This is a genomic window from Actinomadura sp. NPDC048955 (genome assembly GCF_040649435.1).
In the GTDB taxonomy this organism is placed as follows: Bacteria; Actinomycetota; Actinomycetes; order Streptosporangiales; family Streptosporangiaceae; genus Spirillospora; species Spirillospora luteofluorescens.
In genome coordinates, this window is the sequence record NZ_JBEZJI010000048.1 from 17,504 (window position 1) to 42,878 (window position 25,375).

Genomic DNA, 25,375 nt, shown 5'->3' on the forward strand with positions numbered 1-25,375 from the left:
GACGAACATGTGTTGGACTCATTGATCTGGCCGGGGCGAGACTCCGGGGGTGAACACGAACACGACGACCGACGAGACGACCGGAGGCGGTGCGGCCGCCCAGGGCGCGCGCCCGCCCTCGGTCCTTCGAGGATGGCTGGGGGTCGCGGCGATCACGGCCAGCCTGTTCGCCTTCCTCACCACCGAGCTGATGCCCGTCGGCATCCTCACCCCCGTGAGCGCCGGCCTCGGGGTCTCGGTCGGCGTCGCCGGGCTGATGGTCACCGTGTACGGCGTCTCGGCCGGGCTGGGCGTGCCCTTCATCGTGGCGTGGAGCAGGCGCGTCGACCGCCGCGTCCTGCTGCCGGCGCTGCTGGTGGTCCTGGCGGCGGGGAACCTGGTCACCGCCCTCTCCCCCGCCTTTCCGCTGATCCTCGCCACGCGGCTCACCATGGGCTTCGCCAACGGCGTCTTCTGGGCCATCGGCGTGAGCATGGCGATGCGCCTCGTCCCCGAACGGCACGCGAGCAGGGCGGCCGCGGTCGTGATGTCCGGCATCTCGATCGCCGCCGTGGTGGGCATGCCGCTCGGGACGCTCCTGGAAGACCTCACCGGCTGGCGGACCACGTTCCTCATCTGGAGCGGCCTCAGCGCGCTGGTCCTGCTGGCGGTCACCGTCGTGGTCCCGTCCCTGCCGTCGCGGAACGCCGTCCCCGTCCGCGAGGTGTTCGCCCTCCTGGTCACGAACGTGCGGCTGCGCACGGTGATGGTCACCGTCGTGCTGTTCGTCCTCGGCCACTTCGGGGCGTACACGTTCGTGCGGCCGTTCCTGGAGGACGGCGCGAGCGCCTCGTCCGCCTCCATCACCGGGCTCCTGATGGCCTACGGCATCGGGGGCGCCGTGGGGAACTTCATCGCCGGGCACACCGCGACCAGGCACCTGAGGGCGACCTTCATCACCGCCTGCTCGGGCCTCGTGGCCTCGTTGCTGCTGCTCCTCGCCGCCGGGCACCGGGCGGCCGCGCCGGTCGTCCTGCTCGTCGTGTGGGGAGTGTCCTTCGGCGCCTGGCAGCTGTGCCAGGTGAACATGACGCTCGCCGCCGCGCCCGAGACGTTCGAGGCCGCGATGTCGCTCAACACCCTGGCCTACAACACCTCCATCGCGGTCGGCGCGCTGTTCGCCGGGCTGTTCGCCGACCACCTGGGCGTCAGGAGCGTCCTGTGGTTCGGCGCCGCGCTCACCGCGGCGTCGCTGCTCGTCACGCTCGCCGGCGCCGGCCGCGGGCCGCGCCGGTCAGCAGATGCGCGGTAGCGGGTCGCCGACCAGCAGGTCCACGATGCGGGTGCCGCCGAAGGCCGTCTTCAGCAGGACGAGGCCGGACGGGTCGTCCGTCACGCGCCCGATGACGGCGGCCTCCTCGCCCAGCGGGTGCGCCCGCAGCGCCGCCAGCGCGGCCCCCTCGCACTCGGGGGCGACCACGACCACGGCGCGGCCCTCGCACGCGACGTACATCGGGTCGATCCCGAGCAGCTCGCAGGCCCCCCGGACGGCCGGGCGCACCGGGATCGCGTCCTCCTCCACCACCACGGCGGCCCCGGCGTCCGACGCCAGCTCGTTGAGGACGGTCGCCACGCCGCCCCGTGTCGCGTCCCGCATCCGGCGCAGACCGCCCGGGCACGCGTCGGCCAGGTCGGCGAGCAGGCAGGTCAGCGGCGCGGTGTCCGACACCACGTCGGCCTCCAGGTCCAGCTCGCCGCGCGCCAGCATGATCGTGACGCCGTGCTCGCCGACCGGGCCCGTCACCAGCACGATGTCGCCGGGGCGGATCTCCCCGCTCAGCCGGGACCGCACGACCCCCACGCCGGCGGTGGTGACGAAGCACCCGTCGGCCTTCCCGCGCTCGACGACCTTGGTGTCGCCGGTGACGATGTCGACGCCCGCCGCGTCCGCCGCGCGCCGCATCGACTCGGTGACGCGGCGCAGGTCGACGACGGGGAAGCCCTCTTCGAGGATGAACCCCGCCGACAGGTGCAGCGGCCTCGCGCCGCAGACGGCGAGGTCGTTGACGGTGCCGTTGACGGCCAGGTCGCCGATGTCGCCGCCGGGGAAGAACAGCGGCGACACGACGTGGCAGTCGGTGGTGAAGGCGAGGTCGGCGCCGTTCACCGCGAACCGCGCCGAGTCGTCCATCCGGTCCAGGAGCGGGTTGGCGAACGCCTCCCGGAACACGGCCTCGACCAGCGTGCGGGTGGCCTTGCCGCCGGCGCCGTGCGCGAGCGTGATCGTGTCCTCGCGGAGCCTGGCCTTGCGGGCCCGCGCGCGCTCGATGCGCTCCAGAACCTGCTCCTCGCGGACGGTCATCGCACCGGCTCCCTCACCCCGCCGGGCTCCCCGGCCCGGTCCGCCCCGCCGCCCCGTCCGACCTCGCTGATCCGTTCGCGGGTGAAGCGGCCGAAGTTGTAGTACGCGGCGCACGCGCCCTCGGACGAGACCATGCACGTCCCGATCGGCGTCTCCGGCGTGCAGGCCGTCCCGAACACCTTGCACTCCCACGGCTTCAGGACGCCCTTGAGCACCTCGCCGCACTGGCACGCCTTCGGATCGGCGACCCGCCCGCCCGGGATGTCGAAGACGCGTTCGGCGTCGAAGGCGGCGTACTCCTCCTTCATCCGGAGCGCGGAGTGCGAGATGAAGCCGAGGCCGCGCCACTCGAAGTACGGCCGCGGCTCCATGACCTTGGAGATCGCCTCCAGCGCCCGGGGGTTGCCGTCCCACGGGACGACCCGCCCGTACTGGTTCTCGACCTCCGAGCGGCCCTCGGCGAGCTGGGCCAGCAGCATGTGCACCGACTGCAGGATGTCCAGCGGCTCGAACCCGGCGACGACCAGCGGTTTCCCGTAGTCGCCGGTGATGAACGAGTAGGGCCCGCAGCCGATCACGGTCGACACGTGGCCCGGGCCGAGGAAGCCGTCCAGGCGCAGGTCCGGCGAGTCGAGGATCGCCTTGATCGCCGGAAGGATCGTCACGTGGTTGCAGAACACCGAGAAGTTCTCGACTCCTGCGGCGGCCGCCCGCAGCACCGTCATCGCCGTGGACGGAGCGGTCGTCTCGAACCCGATCCCCATGAACACCACGCGCCGCGACGGGTTCCGCTCGGCGATCTTCAGCGCGTCCAGCGGCGAGTACACCATCCGGATGTCCGCGCCGGCGGCCTTGGCGTCCAGGAACGACCCCCTGCCGCCCGGCACCCGCATCATGTCCCCGAACGACGTCATGATGACGTCCGGCTGGGACGCGATGTGGATCGCGTCGTCCACCCGCCCCATCGGGATCACGCACACCGGGCAGCCCGGCCCGTGCACCAGCGAGATGCCCTCCGGCAGGTAGTCCTCCAGGCCGTGCTTGTAGATGGTGTGCGTGTGGCCGCCGCACACCTCCATGAACTTGTAGTGCCGCCCGGGCTCGCACAGCGCGGTGATCGAGGCCGCGAGCGCCCTCGCCCGCTCCGCGTCCCGGTACTCGTCGACGAAGCGCATCAGTCGATCCTCGATTCCCGCAGCGCGTCGATCTCGTCGTCGTAGGCCTCGCCGAGGCCCTCCAGCAGCGCCAGCGTCGCCCGCGCCTCGTCCTCGTCGATCTTGGACATCGCGAACCCGACATGGATGAGGACCCAGTCGCCGGCGGCGAGCCGCTCCCCGTCGAGCAGGGCGATGTTCACCGCCCGCCGGACGCCGGTCACGTCCACCTTCGCCACCGGGCGGTCCGGCATGATCTCCACGATCTCGCCCGGTATCGCCAGGCACATCAGAAGGCCTCCCCCGCCAGTTCGAGCTGCGTCAGTTCCCAGAGCGCGTGGTAGATCGTCGTCTGCGCCTCCTGGACGCGGTGCACCGACGACGACGGGACGGTGAACAGGTGGTGCAGGCCGGGCGTCTCCGCCATCTGCCCCCCGGTGTATCCGGCGAGCCCGACCACCGTCATCCCGCGCCGCGCCGCCTCCCGCAGCGCCGCGATCAGGTTGTCGGAGTTCCCGCTGGTGGACAGCGCCAGCGCGATGTCGCCCGGACGCCCGAACGCGGCGAGCTGCCGCGCGAACACCACCTCGAACCCGACGTCGTTGGAAAGCGCGGTGACCACGGCGACGTCGGTCGTCAGGGCCAGCGCCGGCAGCGGCCGCGCGGACCCGCCCGGGTTGAGGAACAGCGCGGCGACGTCCTGCGCGTCCGTCGAGCTGCCGCCGTTGCCGAACGTGAAGAGCCGGCCGCCGGAGCGGAACGCGCCCGCCATCCGCGCGGCGCACGCCGCGAGGTCCTCGCCGTACCGCTCCAGGACGGCCTCGCGCAGCCGGACGATCTCGTCGGCCTTCTCGCGCGTCGAGCGGCGCACGTCCTCCAGCAGGGTGTCCAGCCCCGAACCGCCCGCGTACAGGAAGGGATAGAGCATGTCGGTCACGTCGCCACGACCCCGATCGCCTCCTTGGCGTGGACGAGCACGGTGTCGCCGACCCCGGCGTCCACCAGCGCCACGCTGACCCGTTCGAGCCGCCCGCCGCCGACGTCGACGTCCGCGAGGCCGTCGCCGAGCAGCCGCGCGACGACGACCGGGACGGCCTCGTCCGCGCAGGTCACGCAGTGGTCGCCCGTGCACCCGCTCACGCCGTCACCTCCTGGCCGAGCACGCCCGGCTGCTCCAGGAACACGTGCACCAGCTCCCACAGCACGTGGTACGCGGTGACGTGCACCTCCTTCACGACGCGGGGGTCGCCGGACGGCACCGTGACCAGGTGCTCGACCGTCCCGGCGAGCGCTCCCCCGTCCCCTCCCGCCAGCGCGACCGTCAGCATGCCGCGGTCCCGGGCGCACTCCATGGCGCGCAGGACGCTGCCGCAGCGGCCGTCCGGCGAGATCCCGAACGCGATGTCGTCCGGGCCGCCGAAGCAGCGGACCTGGTGGGCGAACACCTCGTCGAACCCCGCGCCGGCGCCGACGCCGGTGAGCGTCGCGACGTCGCCGGTGAGCGACAGCGCGGGCAGCGCCCGCTTGCCGACGATCACCGGGTGCACGAACTCGACCGCGACGTGCTGCGCGTCGGTCGCCGCGGCGCCGGTCCCGAAGGTGAGCAGGCGTCCCCCGGCGTGGAAGCGGGCCGCCATCGCGTGGCAGGCCGCGGCGATGGCGCCCGCCTCCCCGGCGAGCGCGGCGCCCGGCGCCGCGCGGCGCCGGAACACCTCCGTCACTGCGGCGGTCACCGCCCGTCCCCCGCGGGCGGGGCGTGCCGGGCGCGCAGCGACATGTCCACGGCGAGGTCCCAGCGGTCCGACAGCTCGTGCGAGATCGCGTGGGCGTCCTCGCACATCGCCGCCGCGATCCCCGCCGTCTCGCCGTCCCCGGCGCGGTCGGCGAGCCGCCGCAGCGTCTCGCCCGCCGCGATCTGCAGGTGGACGGCGACGTAGGCGTCCCGCATGTGCTTCACGGGGTCGCGGTGGCCGTGGCCGATGCCGCCCTCCAGCACCGACGCCAGCAGCGTCCCGGCGTCGCGCGCGATGCTCGGGGACGACCCGTGCGCGTGCAGCCGCGCCTCGATCGCCCTGGTGTACGCCCGCGACCGCTCGGCGTAGTGGCCGAGCGGCCGGCGCAGCTCCGGCTCGTCCGCCGCCGCGGTCAGCATCTCGCTCAGCGCGGCCTCGGCGTGCTCCTGGAGCGCGTGCGCGTCCTTCAGATGGCCGACGAGCCGCCGCTCGATCGTCGTCATGAGCGTCCGCTCCGCGTCCCCGATCACATCGACTCGGCTTTGAGGTACCGCCGCAGCGACGGCATCTCCTTGACGATCGCCGCGATCGCGGCGACCGCGACCAGCCCGAGCATCAGCCGGACGGCGCCCGGCCGGCCGGCGCCCGGGCCGCAATGCTTCTTCCTGTTCATCCCCCCGCTCCCTTCTGCGCGAGTTCCTGCGTGAATTCCTCCGCCAGCAGCCGCTCGACCAGCGCGGCGGCCTCCTCGACCGCCGCGGCGACCGGCGCGCTGAGCCTCATCTCCCAGGTGGCGTCCGTGGTCCGCGCCGCCGGCTCGCACGCGACGAGCAGGATGCGCGGCGGGACCCGGCCGTTGTCCCGGGCCAGCCGCAGCACCCTCGCCGGGTCGAGGCCGTGCGCGTCGACGGCGACGCCGCCGAAGTCGTCCGGGCCGGGCTCGACCAGCGACACGGTGCCGGGCGCGTGGCCGCGCTCCGCCGCGTCGACCAGGACCGCCGCCTCGTACCCGTCGCCGAGCGCGTACATGAGGTCGAGGCCGCGGATGCCGAAGTCGACCACGTCCACTCCGGGCGGCTGGGGACCGGCCCGCAGCCGCCGGACGACCTCCACGCCGAACCCGTCGTCGCCGTGGAAGACGTTCCCGATCCCCGCGACGAGCACCGTGCGGGACGGCGCCTCACCGGGCAGCGGCTCGACCTCGTCCGGCCGGACGAAGAAGCGGTGCCCGAGCTGGTTGTAGGGGCCGAGGTCGCGGCCCGGGTCGTCGTCCAGCGCGACGACCAGATGCACCCCGCCCTCCATGTCCTCCTCGACGCGCTCGACGACGGCGGTGCGCCCGAGGAGCGCCAGGTCGAAGATGTCCGCGCCGCCGCGGGGCCGCAGCCGGACCCGGCTCCCCGGAGCCGTCCCCCGCCCGCCCGCGCTCACGTCGTCCCCGCTCACGTCGTCCCCGCTCACCAGACGTCCCTCCGGGGATCCCGCAGGGTCCCGTGCAGCGCGAGCAGTTCACCGGTCGACAGCGCGCCGCACCGCTCCAGGATCCGCCGCGCCTTCGGGTCCGTCGCCGCCACCTCCCGCCGCTCGTCCTCGGTGAGGCTGAGCACGCTGAGGATCAGCAGCTGGTCGATCTCCGTCCCGTCGAACAGGTCGCCGGGGCTCTCCGGCGCCACCTGCGGCCAGTCGTAGAGGACGATCGGCGCCGCGAGGACGGTGTCGCGGCTGCCCGGCTCCCCGGCGAGCACCGGCCACAGGCCGTCCTTGCCGCACCCGGCCGCGGCCTCCGCGAGCCGCTCCGGCGGATCCGTGAGCGACACGAACGCGCCGCCGCCCGTGTGCGCAACGACATGCGCGCACAGCATCCCGGCGCGGACGGCGCCCTCGCGCTCCTCGGCGGTGCCCGTGTTGACGACCTCGACGCGCAGCCGCACCACGCCGTCCCCGGCGGGCACGGCCGAGACCTCCACGAGCCCGTTCACCCGGCCCCACGACCGGACGAACCGCACACCGCCGCCGCTGCACGACGCCTTGCCGTCCACGGGCTCCTCCTCGGTGCCCGCGGCCGCCTCGATGGGGACCCGGACGGGAGCGCGCACGAGGCGCTCGACCGCGATCGGGCCGCTGGAGAACTCCCGTTCCCGGGCCTCCTGCCAGGTGGTGCAGATCTCGTCGCCGACGCGGATCTCGTCCACGGGACGGTCGCCGTGCATCACCTGGCGGTGCACCGCGTGCAGGAACCGCAGCGTGACCTCGACGTCCGCGCCGGGCCCGGCTTCGAGGAGGAACTCGGCGTGGACCGTCCAGTGGTCGCGGTTCCGTTCGGCGTAGCCGCGCGGGTAGACGCCCCCGATCGTCCAGCGCTGCCGGTTCTTCAAGGCGGACCGGCGGTACGGCCAGAGGAGGTACCCCTCATAGAGGACGGTGTCCGCTATGGCCCTTAAACGGTCCACTCTTCCTCCTCGCGTCGTTTCTCGGCGTGGCGCAGCAGTTCGTCGACCGTGTCGTCGAACGAGGAGTGCGCGCGGCGCGCCCGGTAGGCCGACAGGCGGCCGAAGCAGTCGTCGTCCAGCCGCAGCCAGCGGGCGGTGCCGTAGTAGCGGCCCATGAGGTCCCTCCACACCTGGAGGGGCAGGTCGCCGGTGGCCTCGTGCTGCCACGGGATCTGCCCGGTGCGCAGCGCGCCGTCCTCGCCGGGATAGAAGACCGTCCCGTTGAAGACCAGGTCGAGCGGGACGTCGCCGCCGCCGAGCGCGTGCAGGTACCGGTCGGCCGCGACCTGCATGTCGTGCCCGCACGGCAGGGACAGCGTCGCCTCCGCCGCGCCGCGGAACGTCGGCACGGTGGCGCCGACCCGCGCCCAGGTCAGGCCGCGCAGCGACCGGTCCCACATCTCCGGCGGGCCGAACACCCCGGCGAGCCGGTCGCGCTCGGCGTCGTCGTAGCCGCGGCGCGCCGCCGCGATCGTCACCGTCGTGGTGAGCAGCACGCACTGGACGGGCCCGCCGTCCAGCCGCCGCAGCCCGATCCGCAGGCTCAGCGTCGGCGTCGCCGCGAACGCCTCCGGCTCGATGCCGAGCAGATCGAGCCCCAGCTCCGGTGTCCCGGTCATCATGCTCTGCCCCTTCGAGGGGGGACGACCCCCCACGCCCCCCGGATCGCTGCGATGCTCTGCTCCGCTGCGCTCATGCCGGGGAGAGGTTCGGCATCGAGTCGAGGATCGGGCCGTGCGTCTCCGGGTTGATCCCCGTCGAGCGGGCCGCGGTGGACGTGCCGTCGGGCAGGTGCCCGACCTGCTTGTCGTAGTTGCCCGTCTGGTTGCCCTCGCGGACGCCCCGCGTGTGCGAGGGCTTGTCCGGAGAGACGTCGGGCTTCCCCACTCTGATCATCGTGTTCCCCTCATCTCCTCGGCGGCCGCCTGGGCCGTCCTCAACTCGGTGAAGAACGCGCCGATGTGATGCCAGACCGCCTCGCCGCCGGTGAAGCCCGTCCAGTGCTCGCGCAGCAGCGCGGTGAGGCGGTAGCAGTCGTCGATCGGGAGGATCCAGTGCTCGGCCGCGTCCCGCGCCCGGTGCACGACGAGCGCCTCCACGTCCGGGCGCAGCTCCGCCAGGACGGGGTTGGCCTCGGCCAGGCGCCCCCAGCTCCCGGCGTGGACGTCCGCGTGCAGCGCCCCCGCCGGGCTGGGATAGCGGGCCGTGACCTCGCCCGTCCCGGAGACGGAGAAGAACGCGAGGTCGACCGGGATGCCGAGGCCGGCCCAGAGCGGGCCGTCCAGGCGGAAGCCGGTCAGCTCGCGCCGCCGGTCCGGGATCAGCCGGTAGTGGCGTCCGCCCGCCGCCTGGCCGTCGAACAGGACGGTGCACGCCCCGCACGCGCACAGCAGCTCGCCCTTCTCCAGGTCGAGCAGGTGCCGGTGCGCGTCGTGCAGCGGTGCGGCGCACAGCTCGCACCGCTCCACGGCCCCGGCCGGCGGCGGCACCGGGCGAGGCGGAGCCGAGGCCAGCGCGGCCAGCCTCGGCGTGCGGAGCTCCGGCGTCATGCGCGGCTCCGCACCTGGTCCAGGGTGATCAGCACCTTCTCCGGCGCGGGCGCCTCGATCTCGACCCGCTCCAGTTCCGGCGCCGCGGCGAGGGCCGCCCGCTCCACGGCGTCCAGCACCGGGCGCGGCGCGGCGGCGCGCCCCTCGGTCGCGACCCGCAGCCGCACCGTGTCCCCGTCGGCCCCGGTCAGCTCCACGGTCGTGCGGTGCTTGGCCAGGAACCCCTCCAGCGCGGCGAGGGCCCGCCGGACCCGCGCCTCCGGCGCCTCGGGGTGCAGGCCGTGCATGGCCAGCAGGTGGCCGACCAACTCGTCGCCGGCCAGCGTCGAGGCGTCCGCGCAGAGCCGCACGACCCGCCCGAGGGCCTCCCCGTACAGCTCCACCAGCGCCTGGACGGCCTGGTGCCCCCCGGGGTCGAGCCCGTCGAGCAGCCCTTCGAGGCGCTGGACGTGCTCGCGGACGCGCTCGTCGTCCCAGCCCATCAGTGGCCTTCCTGCGCGCCGAACATCGGGGAGTGCCGCTTCTCGATCGTCCGGCCGTTGCCGACGTACATGTGCACGCCGCACGGCAGGCACGGGTCGAAGCTGCGGACCGTCCGCATGATGTCGATGCCCTTGAAGTCGTCCGGGCCGTTCTCCTCGAAGATCGGCTGGTCCTGGACGGCGTCCTCGTACGGGCCGGGCGTGCCGTAGGAGTCGCGCGGGCTGGCGTTCCACGGCGTCGGCGGGTACGGGTGGTAGTTGGCGATCTTGCCGTCGCGGATGACGAGGTGGTGCGACAGCACGCCGCGGACCGCCTCGTGGAACCCGCACCCGATCGCCTCGTCCGGGACGTCGAAGTCGGTGAACACCTTCGTCCGCCCGGACCGGACCTCGTCGAGGGCCTTCTCGGCGAAGTGCAGCGCCATCCCCGCCGCGTAGGCGATGAAGTAGGCGCGGGCCCGGTCGCGCTCGATCGTGTTGGCGTACTGCGGCGGCTTCCACTCCAGGTTGACCTCCGGCATGCCGGGGGTCTTCGGCAGGTCGATCTGCACGCTGTGCCCGGTGGAGCGGACGTACGGGGTGTCCACCTCGCCGGCCAGCGCGGTCGCCCACAGCCGGGCGAGCGGCCCGCCGCCGGTGTCGAGCGCGAGGTGGTCGCCGGTCTCGGGGTGGCGCCAGCGCGGGCTCATCACCCAGCTGTACTTGCCGCCGTCGAGGTCGCGCTTCTGCGGGTTCGGCAGCGTCGTCTGGTTCCAGGGGTGCCGCTGGTCGATCGGGTTGCCGAGCGGGTCCTCCTTGACGAAGGTCTCCTCGTTGGCCCAGTCGTCGTAGTAGGAGCTGCCGAGCAGGATCCGCATGCCGAGGTTGATGTCGACGAGGTCCGTCGTGACGAGCTGCCCGTCCACGACGACGCCCGGGGTGACGTAGGCGGCCCGCCCCCACTCCGACATGTGCCGGTAGTCGTAGTCGCACACGTCCGGGTTCTGGAAGGCGCCCCAGCAGCCGAGCAGCGTCCGCCGCCGGCCCACCTGGTCGTAGCCGGGCAGCGCCTCCAGGAAGAAGTCGAAGATGTCGTCGTTCATCGCGACGGCCCGCTTGACGAAGTCGAGGCAGCGCGTCAGCCGGACGAGGTAGTCGGTGAACACCTGCGGCGTCGCGACCGTCCCCACGCCGCCCGGGTACAGCGTGGACGGGTGGACGTGGCGCCCCTCCATCAGGCAGATCATCTCGCGGGTGATGCGGCTGAGCTGGAGGGCCTCCTTGTAGACCGAGCCCTCGAACGGGTTGAACGCCGACATGATGTCGGCGATCTTGCGGAAGCCGTGCACGGAGCCGCGGGGCGCGTCGGTGTTCTTGGCCGTGGCGAGCAGGCCCGGGTTCGTCTCGGCGACCATCCGCTCGCAGAAGTCGACGAAGACCAGGTTGTCCTGGAACAGCGTGTGGTCGAACATGTACTCGGCGGCCTCGCCGAGGTTGACGATCCACTCGGCGAGCGGCGGCGGCTTGATCCCGTAGGCCATGTTCTGGGCGTAGATCGAGCAGACCGCGTGGTTGTCGCCGCAGATGCCGCAGATCCGGCTGGTGATGAAGTGCGCGTCGCGCGGGTCCTTGCCCTTCATGAACACGCTGTAGCCGCGGAAGATGGACGAGGTGCTCCGGCACTCGGCCACCCGCCCGTTCGCGAAGTCGATCTTGGTGTAGATGCCGAGGTTGCCGACGATCCGGGTGATCGGGTCGAACGCCACCTCGACGAGTCCCGCCTGCGTGGCGGCCCGTTCGCCTCGCGCCTGCGTCCCCTGCTTCATGACTCGCCCCGCTCCATGACTCGCCCCTGTTCCCTCGCCCGGCCGCCGTCCCTCGGCGCGGCCGTTCTGCGTCCGTGTCTGTCCTGGTCAGGCCCTGTGTCTCCTGGTCAGGCCCTGTCGCGCCGGTGGGGCGGCCCACCGGCGCGGCCGTTGCTCACTGGTGCGGCCAGCGGGGCTGGTAGCCGCTGGTCAGCCTCTCCCGGTTGTGGCGCCACTTCGGCTCCCGGTTCGCGCTCTTGTTGGTGATCGACCGCATCTTCCGGATGAACGGCCCGTAGGACCGCAGCAGCGTCGTGGACAGGCTCGCCCCGGGCGGCTCGTCCATGAACGGCATGAACTTGTCCGGGAAGCCGGGCATGGTGCAGCCGATGCAGATGCCGCCCACGTTGGGGCAGCCACCGACGCCGTCCATCCAGCCGCGCTTGGTGACGTTGCAGTTCACGACCGGGCCCCAGCATCCGATCTTCACCTGGCACTTCGGCGAGTTGTAGTCGCGCGCGAAGTCGGCCTGCTCGTAGTAGGCGGCGCGGTCGCAGCCCTCGTGCACGGTCTTGCCGAACAGCCACGTCGGGCGCAGCTTGTCGTCCAGCGGGATGACCGGCGCCTGCCCGGCGGCCTGGTGCAGCACCCAGAGCAGCGTCTCCATGAAGTTGTCCGGCTGGACGGGGCAGCCCGGCACGTTCACGATCGGCAGCCCTCCCGCGGAGCGGAAGTCCCAGCCGAGGTAGTCGGCGAGGCCCATGCAGCCCGTCGGGTTGCCCGCCATGGCGTGGATGCCGCCGTAGGTCGCGCACGTCCCGATCGCCACGACCGCCCAGGCCTTCGGCGCGAGCCGGTCGATCCACGTGTTCAGCGTGATCGGCTCGCCGGTCTCGGGGTCGTTGCCCATGGACGTCCAGTAGCCCTCCCCGTTGATGTTCTCGTTGGGGATCGAGCCCTCGACGACGAGGACGAAGGGCGCCAGCTCGCCGCGCGCGGCCTGCCGGAACGCCTCCATGAACTCGTCGCCGTTCTCGTAGGCGAGCACCTTGTTGTGCAGGTGGACCTTCGGCAGGCCCGGTATCGCACCGAGGACGACGTCCTCGATGCTCGGCAGCGAGGCCGCGGTCACCGAGACCGTGTCCCCGTCGCAGCTCATTCCCTCGGACGTCCACAGAATGTGGATCTCGTCCGTCAGCGGTTGCGCCGGAGCCGCGCTCGTCATCGCTTCCCCCCTCGACCGTCTGAAGGTCATCACCCATGCGGTTGCCCTGCGGGAACGGCGCGAAACACCGCCCGAAAAGCCCCTCAAGCCGTTTCCCCGATTCGGTAAACACACCGTTTGAGCTGGGAAGATCGGGGCAGCAGAACGGCGCTGGGACAATGGAAGCGGGCCGGGAGGGCGCGTGCACGAATTGGCCGTGACGGAGAGCGTCATCGCGGCAATTTCTACCCAATTGCCCGATTCGCGGGTGGTGGTGGTCCACCTCGAAATAGGGAGACTTTCCGGAGTCATGCCGGACGCGGTGCGTTTCTGCTTCGAACTGGCCGGCGAGGGGACGTGCGTCGAGGGCGCGCGGCTCGACATCACCGAGCCGGAGGGCGTCGGCGACTGCGCCGCCTGCGGGGTCTCGTTCCCCGCGCGCGACCCGCTCGCGATGTGCCCGTGCGGCAGCGCCGACGTGGTGATCAGCGGCGGCGCCGACCTGACGATCAAAGCGGTGGAGGTCGCCGACGATGTGTGAGACCTGCGGCTGCGACGGCGAGGACGCCGCGCGCCTGACGACCCTGACGGCCCCCGGGGACGGCCCCGGCCACGCCGCCGGGCGCATCCACGTCCACGACCCCGTCCCCGGACACGGGCACGGGCACGAGGACGGGCACGTCGTGACGCTGGGCCAGAAGGTGCTGGCCCGCAACGACGACCTGGCCGGCCGGAACCGGGCGTGGCTGGCCGAACGCGGCATCGCCGCGCTCAACGTGATGAGCTCCCCCGGTTCGGGGAAGACGACGCTGCTGGAGCGCACCGTCGCCGACCTGAGCCGGGACCGCCCGATCGCGGTGATCGAGGGCGACCAGGAGACGCTGCTGGACGCGCGGCGCCTCGCCGCCGCCGGAGCCCGGACCGTCCAGGTCAACACGGGCGCCGGCTGCCACCTCGACGCCGCGATGGTGGCCGGCGCGCTGGCCGCGCTGGCCCCGCCGGACGGGTCCACGGTGTTCGTCGAGAACGTCGGCAACCTCGTCTGCCCGGCGCTGTTCGACCTCGGCGAGCGGGCCCGCGTCGTGCTCATGTCCGTCACCGAGGGCGACGACAAGCCGCTGAAGTACCCGCACATGTTCCGCGGCGCGGACGTCCTGCTGCTCAACAAGACCGACCTGCTGCCGCACGTCGACTTCGACGTGGACGCCTGCCGGGACGCGGCCCGCCGGCTGTGCCCCGGGCTGCGCGTGCTGCCCGTCTCGGCGACCCGCGGCGACGGCCTGGACGCCTGGTACGACTGGCTCGACGAGGCGACGGCCGGGCCTTGACCTGGAGCGCGCTCCAGCATCTAGCGTTCTGCGCGAGCGACTGACGAGGAGCACGCATGCAGTACCGCAAGCTCGGCCGTACCGGCGTCGAGGTCAGCACCCAGACCCTCGGCGCGATGATGTTCGGCGCGGTCGGCAACCCCGACCACGGCGAGTCCGAGCGCATCGTCCACCGGGCGCTGGACGCCGGGATCAACTTCATCGACACCGCCGACATGTACTCGGCCGGGGAGAGCGAGGAGATCGTCGGCAAGGCCCTCAAGGGCCGCCGGGACGACGTCGTCCTCGCGTCGAAGTTCTTCTTCCCCCTCGGCGAGGAGCGCAACTCGCGGGGCGGCTCGCGGCGCTACATCGTCCGCGCCGTGGAGGAGAGCCTGCGCCGCCTCGGCACCGACCGCATCGACCTGTACCAGATGCACCGCCGCGACTGGGAGACCGACCTCGAGGAGACCCTCGACGCGCTGACCGACCTCGTCCGCCAGGGCAAGGTGCTCTACGTCGGGTCGTCGTGCTTCCCCGCCGACTGGATCGTCGAGGCGCAGTGGGCCGCCGAGCGCCGGGGCGGCGTCCGGTTCGTCTGCGAGCAGCCGCAGTACTCGATCTTCTCGCGCTCGATCGAGGAGTCGATGCTGCCCGCGGCGCGCCGGCACGGCATGGGCGTCATCCCGTGGAGCCCGCTCGCCGGCGGCTGGCTCACCGGCAAGTACCGGCGCGGCGAGCAGGCCCCCGAGGGCGCCCGCTTCGCGCCGTCGGAGAACTCGGCGTGGGCGGGCCGCACGGTCGACGTCGACCCCAGCGTCTCGGCCCGCTACGACGCCGTGGAGCGCCTCACCAAGATCGCCGAGCAGGCGGGCCTGTCGCTGACCCACCTGGCCCTCGGGTTCGTCGCCGAGCACCCGGCCATCACCTCGACGATCATCGGGCCCAAGACGATGGCGCAGCTGGAGGACCTGCTCGGCGCCGCCGACGTCCGGCTCGACGCCGCCATCCTCGACGCCATCGACGAGGTCGTCCCGCCCGGTACCGACATGGCCGGCATCCGGCACATGACCGGCAACCCGTCCCTGGAGGCGGGGCACCGCCGCCGGTCCTGAGCCCCCCGGCCCCGGCGCAGCCGCACCGGGGCCGGACCGTGCCGGGTCAGCGGATCAGCGGGTCGCGGGGCAGGCCGAGGATGCGCTCGGCGATCTGGTTGCGGGTGATCTCGGAGGTGCCGCCCGCGATGGACATGCCCCGGGACCCGAGGCGCATCAGGCCCGCGAACTGGCCGAGGCCGTCGGTGAACGCGGTCTGCGGCCCGGCGAACTCGGCGAGAAGCGCGGCGGTGGCGTGGCCGTGCTCGGCGAGGACGAGCTTGGTGATGTTGCCCTCGGGGCCCGGCTCGCCGCCCGCGACCGCGCGCTCGGCCGACCGCAGGTTGAGCAGGCGCAGCGCCTGCTCCTCGGCGGCGTACGCGCCGACGCGCTCGGCCGCCGCCGGGACGCGGTCGCCGTGCTCGGCGTAGAGCCGGAACACGTCGGGTCCCGGCGGGCCGCCGACGCCGCCGCCGATGCTGACCCGCTCGTTGCCGAGGGTGGCGCGGGCGACCGTCCAGCCCTGGTTGGGGGCTCCGACGACGTCGGCGTCCGGGACGAAGACGTCGGAGAAGAACACCTCGTTGAAGTCGGAGGTCCCGGTCGTCTGGCGCAGCGGCCGGACCTCCACGCCCGGGTGGTGCATGTCGACGACGACCATCGTGACCCCGGAGTGCTTCGGCGCGTCGGGGTCGGTGCGGACGGTGGCGAAGCCCCAGCGGCAGTACTGGGCGCCGCTCGTCCACACCTTCTGGCCGTTGACGAGCCAGCCGCCGTCCACCTTCACGGCGCGGGTCCTGACGGCGGCCGCGTCCGACCCGGCCTCGGGCTCGCTGAACAGCTGGCACCAGACCTCCTCGCCGGTGAGCGCCGGGCGCACCCACCGGTCGATCTGGTCCTGCGTGCCGTGCTGGACGAGCGTGAGGATCACCCAGCCGGTGATGCCGAGCTGCGGGCGCTTCACGCCCGCCGCGCGGAACTCGTCCTCGATGACCAGTTGCAGCCCGGCGCTCGCCGCCACGCCCCAGGGGCGCGGCCAGTGCGGCTGGACGTAGCCGGTCTCGATCAGCCTCTCGCGCTGCTCGCCCTCGGGCAGCGCGGCGATCTCCCGGGCCAGCGCCCGGATCTCCGCGCGCCGCGCCTCGGCCTCGGGCGGCAGGTCGAGGCTCGCCTCCCGGACGACCCCGGCCGCCCGCAGCCGGGTCACGTCCCGCTCCGCGGCGTGCGGCCCGGCGACGGCCTCCAGCGTCGCGGCGCGGCGCAGCAGCAGGTGCGCGTCGTGCTCCCAGGTGAAGCCGATGCCGCCGTGCACCTGGATGTTCAGGCCCGCGTTGGAGGTGAAGGCGGGCAGGGCGAGCGTCGCCGCCACGGCCGCGGCCAGCTCGAACTGGTCGGACGGGCCGGACGCGGCCCGCGCCGCGTCCCACACCGCGGCCGTGGCCAGCTCCGCGGCGACGAGCATGTTCGCGCAGTGGTGCTTGACGGCCTGGAACGTCGCGATCGGCCGCCCGAACTGCTGCCGCACCTTGGCGTACGCGGTGGCGGTCTCGACGCACTCCAGCGCGCCGCCGACCGCCTCGGCCGACATCAGCGTCCGGGCGACGGCGGTCGCGTGGGCGCGGGCCCCGGCGAGGACCTCCACGGCGGCGCCGTCCAGCCGCACGCGGGCGGAGCGGCGGGACGGGTCCAGGTTGCCGGGCACCTCGACCGCGACGCCCGGCGCGTCGGCCCGCACGACGACCATGTCGTCGCCGGCGGGCAGGACGAGCAGTTCCGCGAGGCCGCCGCCCAGCACGACGCCCGCGTCCCCGGTCGCGGCGCCGCCGGTCACGGTGAGCGCGCCGTCAACCCCGAGGGCCGCCGGGGTCGCGCCCGACGCGAGGCCGGGCAGGAGGCGGGCCCGCCGCTCCCCGTCGCCCGACGCGGCGAGGACGGCGGAGGCGATCATCGTCGGCAGCATCGGGCCGGGCGCGGCGGCGCGGCCGAGCTCCTCGGCGACCACGACCAGCTCCGGCAGGCCCGCTCCCCCGCCGCCGTGCTCCTCGGGAAGGTGCAGGCCGAGCAGTCCCAGCGCGGCGAACTCCGCCCAGAAGGCGGGCAGGGTCTCCTTCTCGGCGTCCAGCAGCTCGCGGTTCGCCGCCCGCGCCTCCTGGTCGCGCAGGAACGAGCGCGCCGTCCGTGCCAGCTCGCGGTGTTCGTCGCTGATGGCGATCGCCATGGCCCCTCCAAGCTTCCGTCCCGTCCAGGACACCAGAATGGCATTCGGTTACCGTCCGGGGCGAGGGGGTAGGCCCTGTCGATCGCTTCCCGCACACCGCGTCCGGGAACCGGGGTCAGGCGCTGGCCTCCACCTCCGCGCGCGACAGCACCGGGTCTGGAGCGTCCGGCGCGGTGGAGGCGACCGGTGCCGACACCCCCGCCGCGACCCGCGCCCGCGCCTGGCGGAACTCCGGCAGCGGGCCGGTGGCGTCGTGCAGGGCGTTGAGGACGACCCACAGCGTCGTCCGGCGCAGCCGCAGCGTCACCGGGTTGGGCGGCTGGTAGAGGGCGAGCTTGCGCGCCCACTCCGGCAGCATGTCGCGGGCCGCCCAGTCCATGAACGGGCTGCCGGGCTCCCACGGCTTGGTCTTGCTGTCGCGCAGGTTGGGCCCCGTCCCGAACGCCTTGATCGGGGTGATCGCGAGGCGCGGCAGGTAGGACTCCAGGCACTCGGCCACGTCCGCCTTGGTCGCGGGCAGGTCCGTCCCTCCGAGGGCCTCGCCGACGCGGACGAACTCGCGGTAGTACCGCTCCAGGTCGTCGCCCTTGAGCGGGCGGCGGTGGTAGCGCTCGTGCGCGGTCGCCAGCCCCCACACCACGGTCGCGTAGTTCCAGCGCAGCCATTCGGGGTCGTCGGCGTCGTAGGCGAGCCCGTCCGGACGGGTGCCCTTCACCGTGTGGTGCATGGCGCGGACGGTCCGGGCGAGGCGCTCGGCCGTCGCGGTGGAGCCGTAGGCCGTCCCGATGAAGAACGAGAGGGAGTGCCCGAGCCGCACGGCCGCGCCCTCGGGGTCGATGCCGCCGGTCGGGACGCCGTCGACGCGCTCGGGGATGCGGGAGTGGTCGTAGGCCATCCAGCTGATGCTCGGGTCAAGGCCCTCGATATAGGCGGCCCCGACCAGGCCGAGCAGCAGGGTCGGCAGGTGCGAGTGGACGTACCAGACCGCGCTGCCGGGCCCGAACCACCCGGGATCCCCCTCCGGACCCGCGAACTCCAGCCCGCGGAAGAACCTGGAGCGGATGTCGGCGTCGAAGGCCCGCTCGAACCGCGCCGCGATGATGTTGGTCTTCGATGGCATGCCGCACTCCCGGCCCATTCTGGTGACAGGTGTATCCAGAGTAAATGTCTGGGTACACCCGTGTCCAGACTTCGGGGCCGCCGCGGCCCGGCGGGGTAGGGTGACCGGCATGGCGAGCACGCGCACGGCCGCGTCCACGCGGTGGGCCGGCGTCCCCGCGAGCCGGCGCCGCGACGAGCGGCGCGCCATGCTCGTCCGGGCCGCGTTCCGGCTGTTCGGCGAGGAGGGCGAGGCCGCGCTCACCGTCCGCGCCGTCTGTCGCGAGGCCGAGCTGCACACGCGCTACTTCTACGAGAACTTCGCCGACACCGGCGAGTTGCTCGCCGCCGTCTACGACCGGGAGGCCGCCGCCCTCGGCGAGGTCCTGGCCCGCGCCCTGGACGAGGCCGGGCCCCGCCCCGACGTCCGCACGCGCGCCGGCATCCGCGGCGTGCTGAGCTTCATCAGCGACGACCCCCGCCGGGGCCGCGTCCTGTTCGCCGAGGCGCGCGGCAACGAGGTGCTGGCCGAGCGACGCCGCGCCGCGCAGACCGCCCTGCTGGACGGCGTCCTCGCGATGAGCCGCGCCGAGAGCCCGCGGCTCCCCGTCGTCGTCGCCGCGACGATGTTCACCGGCGCGATGACCGAGCTGGCCGGGCAGTGGGCCGACGGCCGCCTGGGCGACGACCTCGACGCCGTCGTCGACAGCGCCGTCGAGCTCTCCCTCGCCCTCCACGCGACGACCGCCCCGCACCTCTCCGGCGGGTAGCGGCCCCGTCAGCGGCGGTGCTCGCCCAGCTCCGCCGACAGCTCGGCGGAGAACCGCTCGGCGTCCGACAGCCGCTTGCGGATCTTGTCGCAGCGCTCCTCGACCAGGGAGCGGTAGCGGGCCAGGCGCTCGGCGAGCTCGCCGCGCGCCGCGTCGCCGGAGCGGAGCCGGTCCAGGACCGTCAGGAGGTCGCGCATCTCCTCAAGGGTGAAGTCGAGCGGCTTCATCCGCTTGATGATCAGCAGGCGCGCCACGTCGCCGTCGGTGTAGAGGCGGAAACCGCCCTGGGAGCGCGCCGTGGGGAGCGCGAGGCCGACCTCCTCGTAGTGGCGGATGGTGCGCAGGCTCAGTCCGGTCCGGTCCGCGACCTCGCCGATCTGCATGTGCCTGCCGTCCATCGGGTTCCTCTCCCCTGCCGCCGGTCCCGCACCCACCGGCCAACTTACTCTTACGTGAGGTTAGAGTATGCGGGGACGGTCGTCGGAGAGGGGAGCGCGGTGAGCGCCGGAATCGGCACGGCGGAGGACGTTGCGGCGGAGGCGGCGCGCCGCCGGACGTTCGCGGTGATCAGCCACCCGGACGCGGGCAAGTCCACGCTGACCGAGGCCCTGGCCCTGCACGCGCAGGCGATCGAGCAGGCCGGCGCGGTGCACGGCAAGGCCGGGCGGCGGGGCGTGCGGTCGGACTGGATGGACATGGAGCGCTCGCGCGGCATCTCCATCACCTCCTCGGTGCTGCGGTTCGAGTTCGGCGACGCCCTGCTGAACCTGCTCGACACCCCGGGCCACGCCGACTTCTCCGAGGACACCTACCGCGTGCTGGCCGCCGTCGACGGGGCGATCATGCTGCTGGACTCGGCCAAGGGCCTGGAGGCGCAGACGCTCAAGCTGTTCGACGTGTGCCGCCACCGCGGCATCCCCGTCATCACGTTCGTCAACAAGTGGGACCGGCCGGGCCGCGAGCCCCTGGAACTGCTGGACGAGGTCGAGCAGCGCATCGGCCTGCACCCGGCGCCGCTGAACTGGCCGGTCGGGATCGCCGGCGACTTCCGCGGCCTGATCGACCGCGCCGACGGCGCCTACACCCGGTTCCGCCGCACCCCGGGCGGCGCCACCCGGGCGGTCGCCGAACGCGTCCCCGCCGACCAGGCCGCCGCCGAGGAGGGCCAGGCGTGGGCGACCGCGAACGAGGAGCTGGCGCTGCTGGAGGAGATCGGCGCCGTCCTCGACATGGACGCCTTCGCCGCCGGCACCTGCACGCCCGTCCTGTTCGGCGCCGCGCTGCCCAACTTCGGCGTGAGCGCGCTGCTGGAGACCGTGCGCCGCCTGGCGCCCGCGCCGTCCGCGCGCACCGACGCCGGGGGCCACGCGCGCCCGGTGACGGCGCCGTTCTCCGGGCAGGTGTTCAAGGTGCAGGCGGGCATGGACCGGGCGCACCGCGACCGGCTGGCCTTCATCCGGGTCTGCTCGGGCCGGTTCGAGCGCGGCGCGACCCTCACCCACGCCCCGACCGGGCGTCCGCTGGCGACCAAGTACGCCCAGACGGTCTTCGGCCGCGACCGCTCCACGCTGGACGCCGCCTACCCGGGGGACGTGATCGGGCTGCCCAACGCCTCCGGCCTGACCGTCGGCGACACCCTGTACACCAAGACGCCCGTGACGTTCCCGCCGATCCCGGCGTTCGCCCCCGAGCACTTCATGGTGACGCGGGTCAAGGACAACAGCCGGGCCAAGCAGTTCCGCCGCGGCATCGACCAGCTCGACAGCGAGGGCGTCGTGCAGGTGCTGCGCAGCGACCTGCGCGGCGACCAGGCCCCCGTCCTCGCCGCGGTCGGCCCGCTCCAGTTCGACGTGTTCACCGCAAGGATGGCCGACGAGTTCGGCGCGCCGGTCGAGCTTTCCCGCCTCGACTACACGACCGCCCGCATCACCGACAAGGAGTCCGCCGAGACGCTCGACGGGCGCCGCGGTATCGAGGTGCTCACCCGCACACTCGACGGCTCGTACATCGCGGTCTTCGTCGACAAGTGGCGAGTACGCGCGATCGAACGCGAATACCCCGACCTCACCCTCACGCCCATGCTCGCCGCAGGCCTCCCAGACTGACCCTCTTCCCGCTACTCGTGTCCGGGCCGTTCTGAGTAGAGGGCGGCGATCGCGGAGACGATGCGGTCGCGTGCCCTCCCCGGCGGAGTGACCCCGATCAGGACGTAGTACGCCAAGCCCTCGGCGAGCGCGACCAGGTCGACGCCCGCGCCGCCGGGCTCCACCCTCCCCGGCAGGAGTCCGGCCTCCCGGTCCCGGCGGAGAAGCTCGGCGACCTGCCCGTGGAAGTGCTCGTAGTCCGCCCGCATGCGCCGCGCGATCGCCTCGTCCGTGAGGGCCAAGGCGGTGAAGGCCTGCCGGACGCGCAGGCGCGCCCGCGTCTCGGCGTCGCCGGCGATGAGCTCGGTCAGGACGACGGTGAGCACCGTGCGCGGCGCGGCGCCTTCGAGGTCCTCGCCCACGAGCGACCTGATGCGGGCGCCGCTCAGCTCGTTGCCGCGCTCGAACGCGGCCTCGACGAGCTCGTGCTTGGTGGGGAAGTAGTGCTGGACGCGTCCCGCCGACACCCCGGCCCGCGCCGCGACCTCGGTCAGCGACACGGCCGGCAGCCCTTGCTCGGCGACGACCGCCAGCACCGCGTCGGCGATCTCCTGTCGCCGCGCCTCGTGCCGCACCCCCGGCCCGCGGGTCCGCCGCTCCGTCACCCACCCCCCTTTCCAATGTGATCACATCGAATTGACGTCTCAGCCTAGCCGAACCTAGCCTGGGCCGAGCAAAACGATGTGGCCACATTGAAATGAGCACCAGGGAGTGCGGATGACCCGAGCCGGACCGGACCTCGCGGCCTCCCGGACCGCGACCCCGCCCGCGCACCGGGTGATCCTCGCCCTGGCCTGCGCCGCCCAGTTCATGGTCGTGCTGGACGTCTCCGTGGTGAACGTCGCGCTGCCCTCGATCCAGAGATCCTTGAGCTTCACCGCCACCGGCCTCCCCTGGGTCGCCGGGGCCTACTCCCTCACCTTCGCCGGATTCCTGCTGCTGGGCGGCCGCCTGGCCGACCTCTACGGGACGAGGCGCGTCTTCGCCGCCGGCCTCGCCCTGTTCGCCGTCCCGAGCCTGGCCGGCGGGCTGGCGACCGCACCCGCCCTGCTGATCGCGGCGCGCGCGGCGCAGGGTCTCGGCGCCGCCGTCCTTGCCCCGGCGACCCTGACCGTCCTCACCACCACGGTCCCCGAAGGCCCCCGGCGCACCCGCGCCCTCGCCGTCTGGACGGCGGTGAGCCTGGCGGGCGGCGCGGCGGGCAACCTCGTCGGCGGCGTCCTCACCCAGTCGCTGTCCTGGCGCTGGATCCTGCTGGTCAACGTCCCGATCGGCGCGGCCGCGCTCGCCCTGACCGGCCGCCTCCCCGGCTCCCCTCGCCAGGCCGGGCGCACCGCCCGGCTCGACCTTCCCGGCGCCGCGTCGGTCACCGCCGGGCTGGCCCTGCTCGCCTACGGCATCATGCGGGCCGGGCCGCGCGGCTGGGACGACCCCGTGACCGCGTCGGCCCTCGCCGCCGCAACCCTCCTGCTCGCCGCCTTCATCGTCATCGAGACACGCCTGGCCCGCGCACCGCTGATCCCGCCGCGGCTGTTCCGCCTGCGGGCCGTCTCCGCAGGCAACACGGTCATGCTGCTGGCCGGAGCCTGCTTCCAGGTGCCGATGTGGTACTTCCTGACCCTCTACATGCAGGACGTCCTGAACTACACCGCGCTGCAGACCGGCCTCGGCTTCCTCCCGCACACCCTGCTCACGATGGCCGTCGGCCTGCGCGTCACGCCGTGGCTGATGAAACGCGTCGACGACCGCGTCCTCATCGTCGCCGGCGCCCTGGCCGCCGCCGCCGGGTTCCTCTGGCAGAGCCGCATCACCGCCGACGGCGGCTACCTCTCCGCCGTGCTCGGCCCGGCGGTCCTCGTCTCCGTCGGCGGCGGGCTGCTGAACACTCCCCTGACCACCACCGTCACCTCGGGCGTTCCCGCAAGCGAAGCCGGAGCGGCCTCAGGCCTGATGAACACCGCGAAGCAGGTCGGCGGCGCTCTCGGCCTGGCCGCCCTCACCGCCGCCACCGCAGGTCACACCACCGCCCCGGCGTCCCTTGCGAGCGCCTACGGCAACGCCTTCCTTCTCATGGCGCTCATGCTGCCGGTCATCGCCGCCATCTCCCTGGCCCTCCCGTCCAGACGCGACACCGCCGAACCGCCCCGGCCGGAGGACGTCTAGGTTTCGTCGCCGTCCAGCGCGCGTGCGAGCCAGTCGAGGGAGCCGGTCTTCTGGGCCTGCTCGGCGAGACGCCGGGCGGACGCGGTCCGGAGCCGGGCGAGCGAACTGTCGATCCAGGGCTGGGTGTTCCGGTTGCCGTGCTCCCGGTACTCGATGGCCTGGACGAGGCATTCCAGCTTGTCCGCGTCGCGGGCGCACACCGCCTCGGCACTGTCCTCGCCTTCGTACTCCGCGACCACACCCGTGATCATCGCGGCCACCGCCGCGGGCAGGCCGCGGGTCTGGTGCTCGGTGACCCGCTCGTTGGGCGCCTTCTCCACGTACGGCCTGGCCGCGTGAGGAAGGTCGGTGAGGCGCGTCTCCTGGCTGTCGTGGAAGAGGCTGAGCAGCGCGGCCCGCCCAGGGTCGGCGCCCTCCATCGAGGCCAGGGCGCTCGCGATGATCGCCGTCCGGAACGAGTGGTCGGCGATGCTCTCCGGGGCGCTCACCCCCGCGACGAGCCAGCCCGTGCGCCTGTAGCGCTTGAGGAGCCCGATCTCGTACAGGAAACTTGCCAGCCGCTCGGTCTCGTCCGCCATACCCAGACCGTAGAGGACCTCTCGGAGGACCGATGACCGCTCCAGCCCTTCGAGCCTGGATGGCCGCAGGTGGACGGCGGTAGATTGGCGGGCGAACCATCAAACTGAAGAGCCGTCCCGGCTCTTGAGTCGCTCCGCGAATGCGGGCGCGACGAGGAGCCGGGACAACGTTCTCGGGATCCTTCGCGCGCCCCGCGACCCAAGGGGATCCCGTGAATCACAAAACAGGGCGCCTGCGAGATTCGATCGCAGGGCTTCGCATGCGCATGGGGTCGCCGTCCGGCGATCTCCGTGTCAAGGATAAAAAAGTGCTCGCGATGGCCGTGTTCGCCAATGCAGCGGGTGCTCTCAACGGCTACTTCCTGGTGGCCGTCGGCGTGACCGAACATGTTGGACCGGTCACGACGGCGCTCGTCGTCACTCTCTCCGGAACGTCGGTCATCTGGTACTTCTACCGGCCGTCGTTGCGGAGCCGCTGGCCCGTCTGGAAGCAGGCCCTCCTGCTGGGCACCGCTCTGGGAACGAACAGCATGACTTTCCAGTGCGTCCTGAGATGGGTTCGGCTGGAGGTCATGGAATCGCTGGGCTTCGTGTTCAGCGCGGCTTTCATGCTCGGCGGGAAGGTCGTCCAAGACGTTCGGAGGAAGACCTACTCGACCATCTTGTGGCCGATCCTCGCCGGGCTGGGTATCTGGGCTCTGACAAAGGACACGTCCGGCGGTGCGGGCGGAGGGCTCTTCACCGCCGCCGTCCCGCGGTTCCGTGTTCTGGACCTTCAGATTCCCGGCTGGGTCCCGGGGCTGGGCGTCGTGACCGCCACGGCGGCGACGTACGCCTTCGCCCAGAAGCGCCTGGAGACGCTCGACAAGAGCATCAAGGGGAAGGTGGACACCCTTTCCGGGTTCCCCGTCTTCGCCATCCTCCTCGTAGGCGCGTGGACCATGGAAGGCGGCTGGGAAGGCATGACCGCCGGCCGCTGGCCCTACCTGCTGATCTGCGTGGCCAGCGGAATGTTCGGCGGGCTCTTCGGCGCCGTCGTTCTGATCAGGGCCTACGAGCAGGGGCTCCTGGCATCGACGAACGCCATGCTTCTCCCGCTGCGGACCCTCTTCGGGACCGCGCTGGGGATGCTCGTGGCACGGACCGCTCCCGGCCCCCTGGGGCTGGTGGCGATCGGCATGATCATCGTCGCCTCCCGCGGGGCGGCGAGGATCCAGAGCCGCAAGCCCGGCTCTGACTGACCCGGCGGCGGGGAGGCCCACCTCC

29 protein-coding genes are annotated in these 25,375 nt (G+C 73.0%); 8 read left to right on the plus strand and 21 right to left on the minus strand.

What is annotated here, in order from left to right; genetic code table 11:
• The first annotated feature begins 49 nt into the window (after positions 1-49).
• Complete coding sequence (locus tag AB0C84_RS33370; protein ID WP_361074223.1) at positions 50-1,291, plus strand: MFS transporter; 1,242 nt, start codon at positions 50-52, stop codon at positions 1,289-1,291.
• Here AB0C84_RS33370 and hypE read toward each other — a convergent pair.
• The 16 genes from hypE to AB0C84_RS33450 all read right to left on the minus strand — a co-directional run bounded on the left by hypE (position 1,274) and on the right by AB0C84_RS33450 (position 12,758).
• Positions 1,274-2,341, minus strand: a complete 1,068-nt coding sequence (gene hypE, locus AB0C84_RS33375) for a hydrogenase expression/formation protein HypE (RefSeq protein WP_361074225.1) — start codon at positions 2,339-2,341, stop codon at positions 1,274-1,276. The two genes, AB0C84_RS33370 and hypE, sit on opposite strands and share 18 nt — an antisense overlap.
• On the minus strand, positions 2,338-3,516 hold the full coding sequence (hypD, locus tag AB0C84_RS33380; RefSeq protein ID WP_361074227.1) for a hydrogenase formation protein HypD: 1,179 nt from the start codon (positions 3,514-3,516) through the stop codon (positions 2,338-2,340). The genes hypE and hypD overlap by 4 nt, the downstream gene beginning before the upstream one ends.
• Positions 3,516-3,785, minus strand: a complete 270-nt coding sequence (locus AB0C84_RS33385) for a HypC/HybG/HupF family hydrogenase formation chaperone (protein ID WP_179844067.1) — start codon at positions 3,783-3,785, stop codon at positions 3,516-3,518. Before AB0C84_RS33385 ends, hypD begins: the two co-directional genes overlap by 1 nt.
• A complete protein-coding gene (locus AB0C84_RS33390) occupies positions 3,785-4,423 on the minus strand; it encodes an SIS domain-containing protein (protein ID WP_179849375.1) in 639 nt (212 codons plus the stop codon). The genes AB0C84_RS33385 and AB0C84_RS33390 overlap by 1 nt, the downstream gene beginning before the upstream one ends.
• A gap of 5 nt (positions 4,424-4,428) precedes the next feature.
• On the minus strand, positions 4,429-4,635 hold the full coding sequence (locus AB0C84_RS33395; protein WP_179844068.1) for a HypC/HybG/HupF family hydrogenase formation chaperone: 207 nt from the start codon (positions 4,633-4,635) through the stop codon (positions 4,429-4,431).
• The gene (locus tag AB0C84_RS33400; protein ID WP_312879216.1) at positions 4,632-5,228 is read right to left on the minus strand and encodes an SIS domain-containing protein; all 597 of its coding nucleotides are present in this window, start codon (positions 5,226-5,228) and stop codon (positions 4,632-4,634) included. Before AB0C84_RS33400 ends, AB0C84_RS33395 begins: the two co-directional genes overlap by 4 nt.
• On the minus strand, positions 5,225-5,731 hold the full coding sequence (locus AB0C84_RS33405; protein WP_179844069.1) for a DUF892 family protein: 507 nt from the start codon (positions 5,729-5,731) through the stop codon (positions 5,225-5,227). Before AB0C84_RS33405 ends, AB0C84_RS33400 begins: the two co-directional genes overlap by 4 nt.
• 23 nt (positions 5,732-5,754) lie before the next feature.
• The gene (locus tag AB0C84_RS33410) at positions 5,755-5,901 is read right to left on the minus strand and encodes a hypothetical protein (RefSeq protein WP_361074230.1); all 147 of its coding nucleotides are present in this window, start codon (positions 5,899-5,901) and stop codon (positions 5,755-5,757) included.
• Positions 5,898-6,689 (minus strand): hydrogenase maturation protease, encoded by a 792-nt coding sequence (locus tag AB0C84_RS33415; protein WP_361074232.1) that lies wholly within the window; start codon positions 6,687-6,689, stop codon positions 5,898-5,900. The genes AB0C84_RS33410 and AB0C84_RS33415 overlap by 4 nt, the downstream gene beginning before the upstream one ends.
• Positions 6,686-7,678 (minus strand): hypothetical protein, encoded by a 993-nt coding sequence (locus AB0C84_RS33420; RefSeq protein WP_361074234.1) that lies wholly within the window; start codon positions 7,676-7,678, stop codon positions 6,686-6,688. The genes AB0C84_RS33415 and AB0C84_RS33420 overlap by 4 nt, the downstream gene beginning before the upstream one ends.
• A complete protein-coding gene (locus tag AB0C84_RS33425) occupies positions 7,666-8,340 on the minus strand; it encodes a DUF6084 family protein (protein ID WP_258941026.1) in 675 nt (224 codons plus the stop codon). Before AB0C84_RS33425 ends, AB0C84_RS33420 begins: the two co-directional genes overlap by 13 nt.
• Positions 8,341-8,410: 70 nt before the next feature.
• On the minus strand, positions 8,411-8,614 hold the full coding sequence (locus AB0C84_RS33430; RefSeq protein WP_179844073.1) for a hypothetical protein: 204 nt from the start codon (positions 8,612-8,614) through the stop codon (positions 8,411-8,413).
• Entirely contained in the window at positions 8,611-9,267 is a 657-nt protein-coding gene (locus tag AB0C84_RS33435; RefSeq protein WP_361074236.1) for a DUF5947 family protein, read from the minus strand. Before AB0C84_RS33435 ends, AB0C84_RS33430 begins: the two co-directional genes overlap by 4 nt.
• Positions 9,264-9,749, minus strand: coding sequence for a hypothetical protein (locus AB0C84_RS33440; protein ID WP_361074238.1), 486 nt, complete (start codon positions 9,747-9,749; stop codon positions 9,264-9,266). Before AB0C84_RS33440 ends, AB0C84_RS33435 begins: the two co-directional genes overlap by 4 nt.
• Positions 9,749-11,554 carry a nickel-dependent hydrogenase large subunit gene (locus tag AB0C84_RS33445; protein ID WP_179844075.1) on the minus strand — a complete coding sequence of 602 codons (1,806 nt, stop codon included), beginning with the start codon at positions 11,552-11,554 and terminating at the stop codon, positions 9,749-9,751. The genes AB0C84_RS33440 and AB0C84_RS33445 overlap by 1 nt, the downstream gene beginning before the upstream one ends.
• A gap of 154 nt (positions 11,555-11,708) precedes the next feature.
• The gene (locus AB0C84_RS33450) at positions 11,709-12,758 is read right to left on the minus strand and encodes a hydrogenase expression protein HypE (protein WP_179844076.1); all 1,050 of its coding nucleotides are present in this window, start codon (positions 12,756-12,758) and stop codon (positions 11,709-11,711) included.
• Positions 12,759-12,954: 196 nt separating this feature from the next.
• On the opposite strand from AB0C84_RS33450, the gene AB0C84_RS33455 reads away from it, so the two are divergent.
• Genes AB0C84_RS33455 through AB0C84_RS33465 form a run of 3 tightly spaced genes read left to right on the plus strand, consistent with a single transcriptional unit; the run spans position 12,955 to position 15,159 of the window.
• Positions 12,955-13,278 (plus strand): hydrogenase maturation nickel metallochaperone HypA, encoded by a 324-nt coding sequence (locus tag AB0C84_RS33455; RefSeq protein ID WP_312879219.1) that lies wholly within the window; start codon positions 12,955-12,957, stop codon positions 13,276-13,278.
• Positions 13,271-14,065: a hydrogenase nickel incorporation protein HypB gene (gene hypB, locus AB0C84_RS33460; protein ID WP_361074240.1), complete on the plus strand. Its 795-nt coding sequence runs from the start codon at positions 13,271-13,273 to the stop codon at positions 14,063-14,065. The genes AB0C84_RS33455 and hypB overlap by 8 nt, the downstream gene beginning before the upstream one ends.
• A 56-nt stretch (positions 14,066-14,121) precedes the next feature.
• A complete protein-coding gene (locus AB0C84_RS33465; protein ID WP_361074242.1) occupies positions 14,122-15,159 on the plus strand; it encodes an aldo/keto reductase in 1,038 nt (345 codons plus the stop codon).
• A 46-nt stretch (positions 15,160-15,205) separates the two neighbouring features.
• On the opposite strand, the gene AB0C84_RS33470 is transcribed toward AB0C84_RS33465, so the two are convergent.
• Entirely contained in the window at positions 15,206-17,356 is a 2,151-nt protein-coding gene (locus AB0C84_RS33470) for an acyl-CoA dehydrogenase (RefSeq protein WP_361074244.1), read from the minus strand.
• Between the two features lie 115 nt (positions 17,357-17,471).
• Positions 17,472-18,476, minus strand: coding sequence for an oxygenase MpaB family protein (locus AB0C84_RS33475; protein WP_361074246.1), 1,005 nt, complete (start codon positions 18,474-18,476; stop codon positions 17,472-17,474).
• A gap of 109 nt (positions 18,477-18,585) precedes the next feature.
• Here AB0C84_RS33475 and AB0C84_RS33480 point away from each other — a divergent pair, with 109 nt between their 5' ends.
• On the plus strand, positions 18,586-19,224 hold the full coding sequence (locus AB0C84_RS33480; protein ID WP_258941016.1) for a TetR/AcrR family transcriptional regulator: 639 nt from the start codon (positions 18,586-18,588) through the stop codon (positions 19,222-19,224).
• Between the two features lie 8 nt (positions 19,225-19,232).
• On the opposite strand, the gene AB0C84_RS33485 is transcribed toward AB0C84_RS33480, so the two are convergent.
• Positions 19,233-19,622, minus strand: a complete 390-nt coding sequence (locus AB0C84_RS33485; RefSeq protein ID WP_361074248.1) for a MerR family transcriptional regulator — start codon at positions 19,620-19,622, stop codon at positions 19,233-19,235.
• A 99-nt stretch (positions 19,623-19,721) separates the two neighbouring features.
• Here AB0C84_RS33485 and AB0C84_RS33490 point away from each other — a divergent pair, with 99 nt between their 5' ends.
• A complete protein-coding gene (locus AB0C84_RS33490; RefSeq protein WP_361074250.1) occupies positions 19,722-21,329 on the plus strand; it encodes a peptide chain release factor 3 in 1,608 nt (535 codons plus the stop codon).
• Between the two features lie 11 nt (positions 21,330-21,340).
• On the opposite strand, the gene AB0C84_RS33495 is transcribed toward AB0C84_RS33490, so the two are convergent.
• Positions 21,341-21,973 carry a TetR/AcrR family transcriptional regulator gene (locus AB0C84_RS33495; protein ID WP_361074252.1) on the minus strand — a complete coding sequence of 211 codons (633 nt, stop codon included), beginning with the start codon at positions 21,971-21,973 and terminating at the stop codon, positions 21,341-21,343.
• A 112-nt stretch (positions 21,974-22,085) separates the two neighbouring features.
• On the opposite strand from AB0C84_RS33495, the gene AB0C84_RS33500 reads away from it, so the two are divergent.
• The gene (locus AB0C84_RS33500; protein ID WP_361074254.1) at positions 22,086-23,531 is read left to right on the plus strand and encodes an MFS transporter; all 1,446 of its coding nucleotides are present in this window, start codon (positions 22,086-22,088) and stop codon (positions 23,529-23,531) included.
• On the opposite strand, the gene AB0C84_RS33505 is transcribed toward AB0C84_RS33500, so the two are convergent.
• The gene (locus AB0C84_RS33505) at positions 23,528-24,109 is read right to left on the minus strand and encodes an HD domain-containing protein (protein ID WP_361074256.1); all 582 of its coding nucleotides are present in this window, start codon (positions 24,107-24,109) and stop codon (positions 23,528-23,530) included. The two genes, AB0C84_RS33500 and AB0C84_RS33505, sit on opposite strands and share 4 nt — an antisense overlap.
• 308 nt (positions 24,110-24,417) lie before the next feature.
• Here AB0C84_RS33505 and AB0C84_RS33510 point away from each other — a divergent pair, with 308 nt between their 5' ends.
• Positions 24,418-25,350 (plus strand): hypothetical protein, encoded by a 933-nt coding sequence (locus AB0C84_RS33510; protein ID WP_361074258.1) that lies wholly within the window; start codon positions 24,418-24,420, stop codon positions 25,348-25,350.
• The last annotated feature ends 25 nt before the right edge of the window (positions 25,351-25,375 follow it).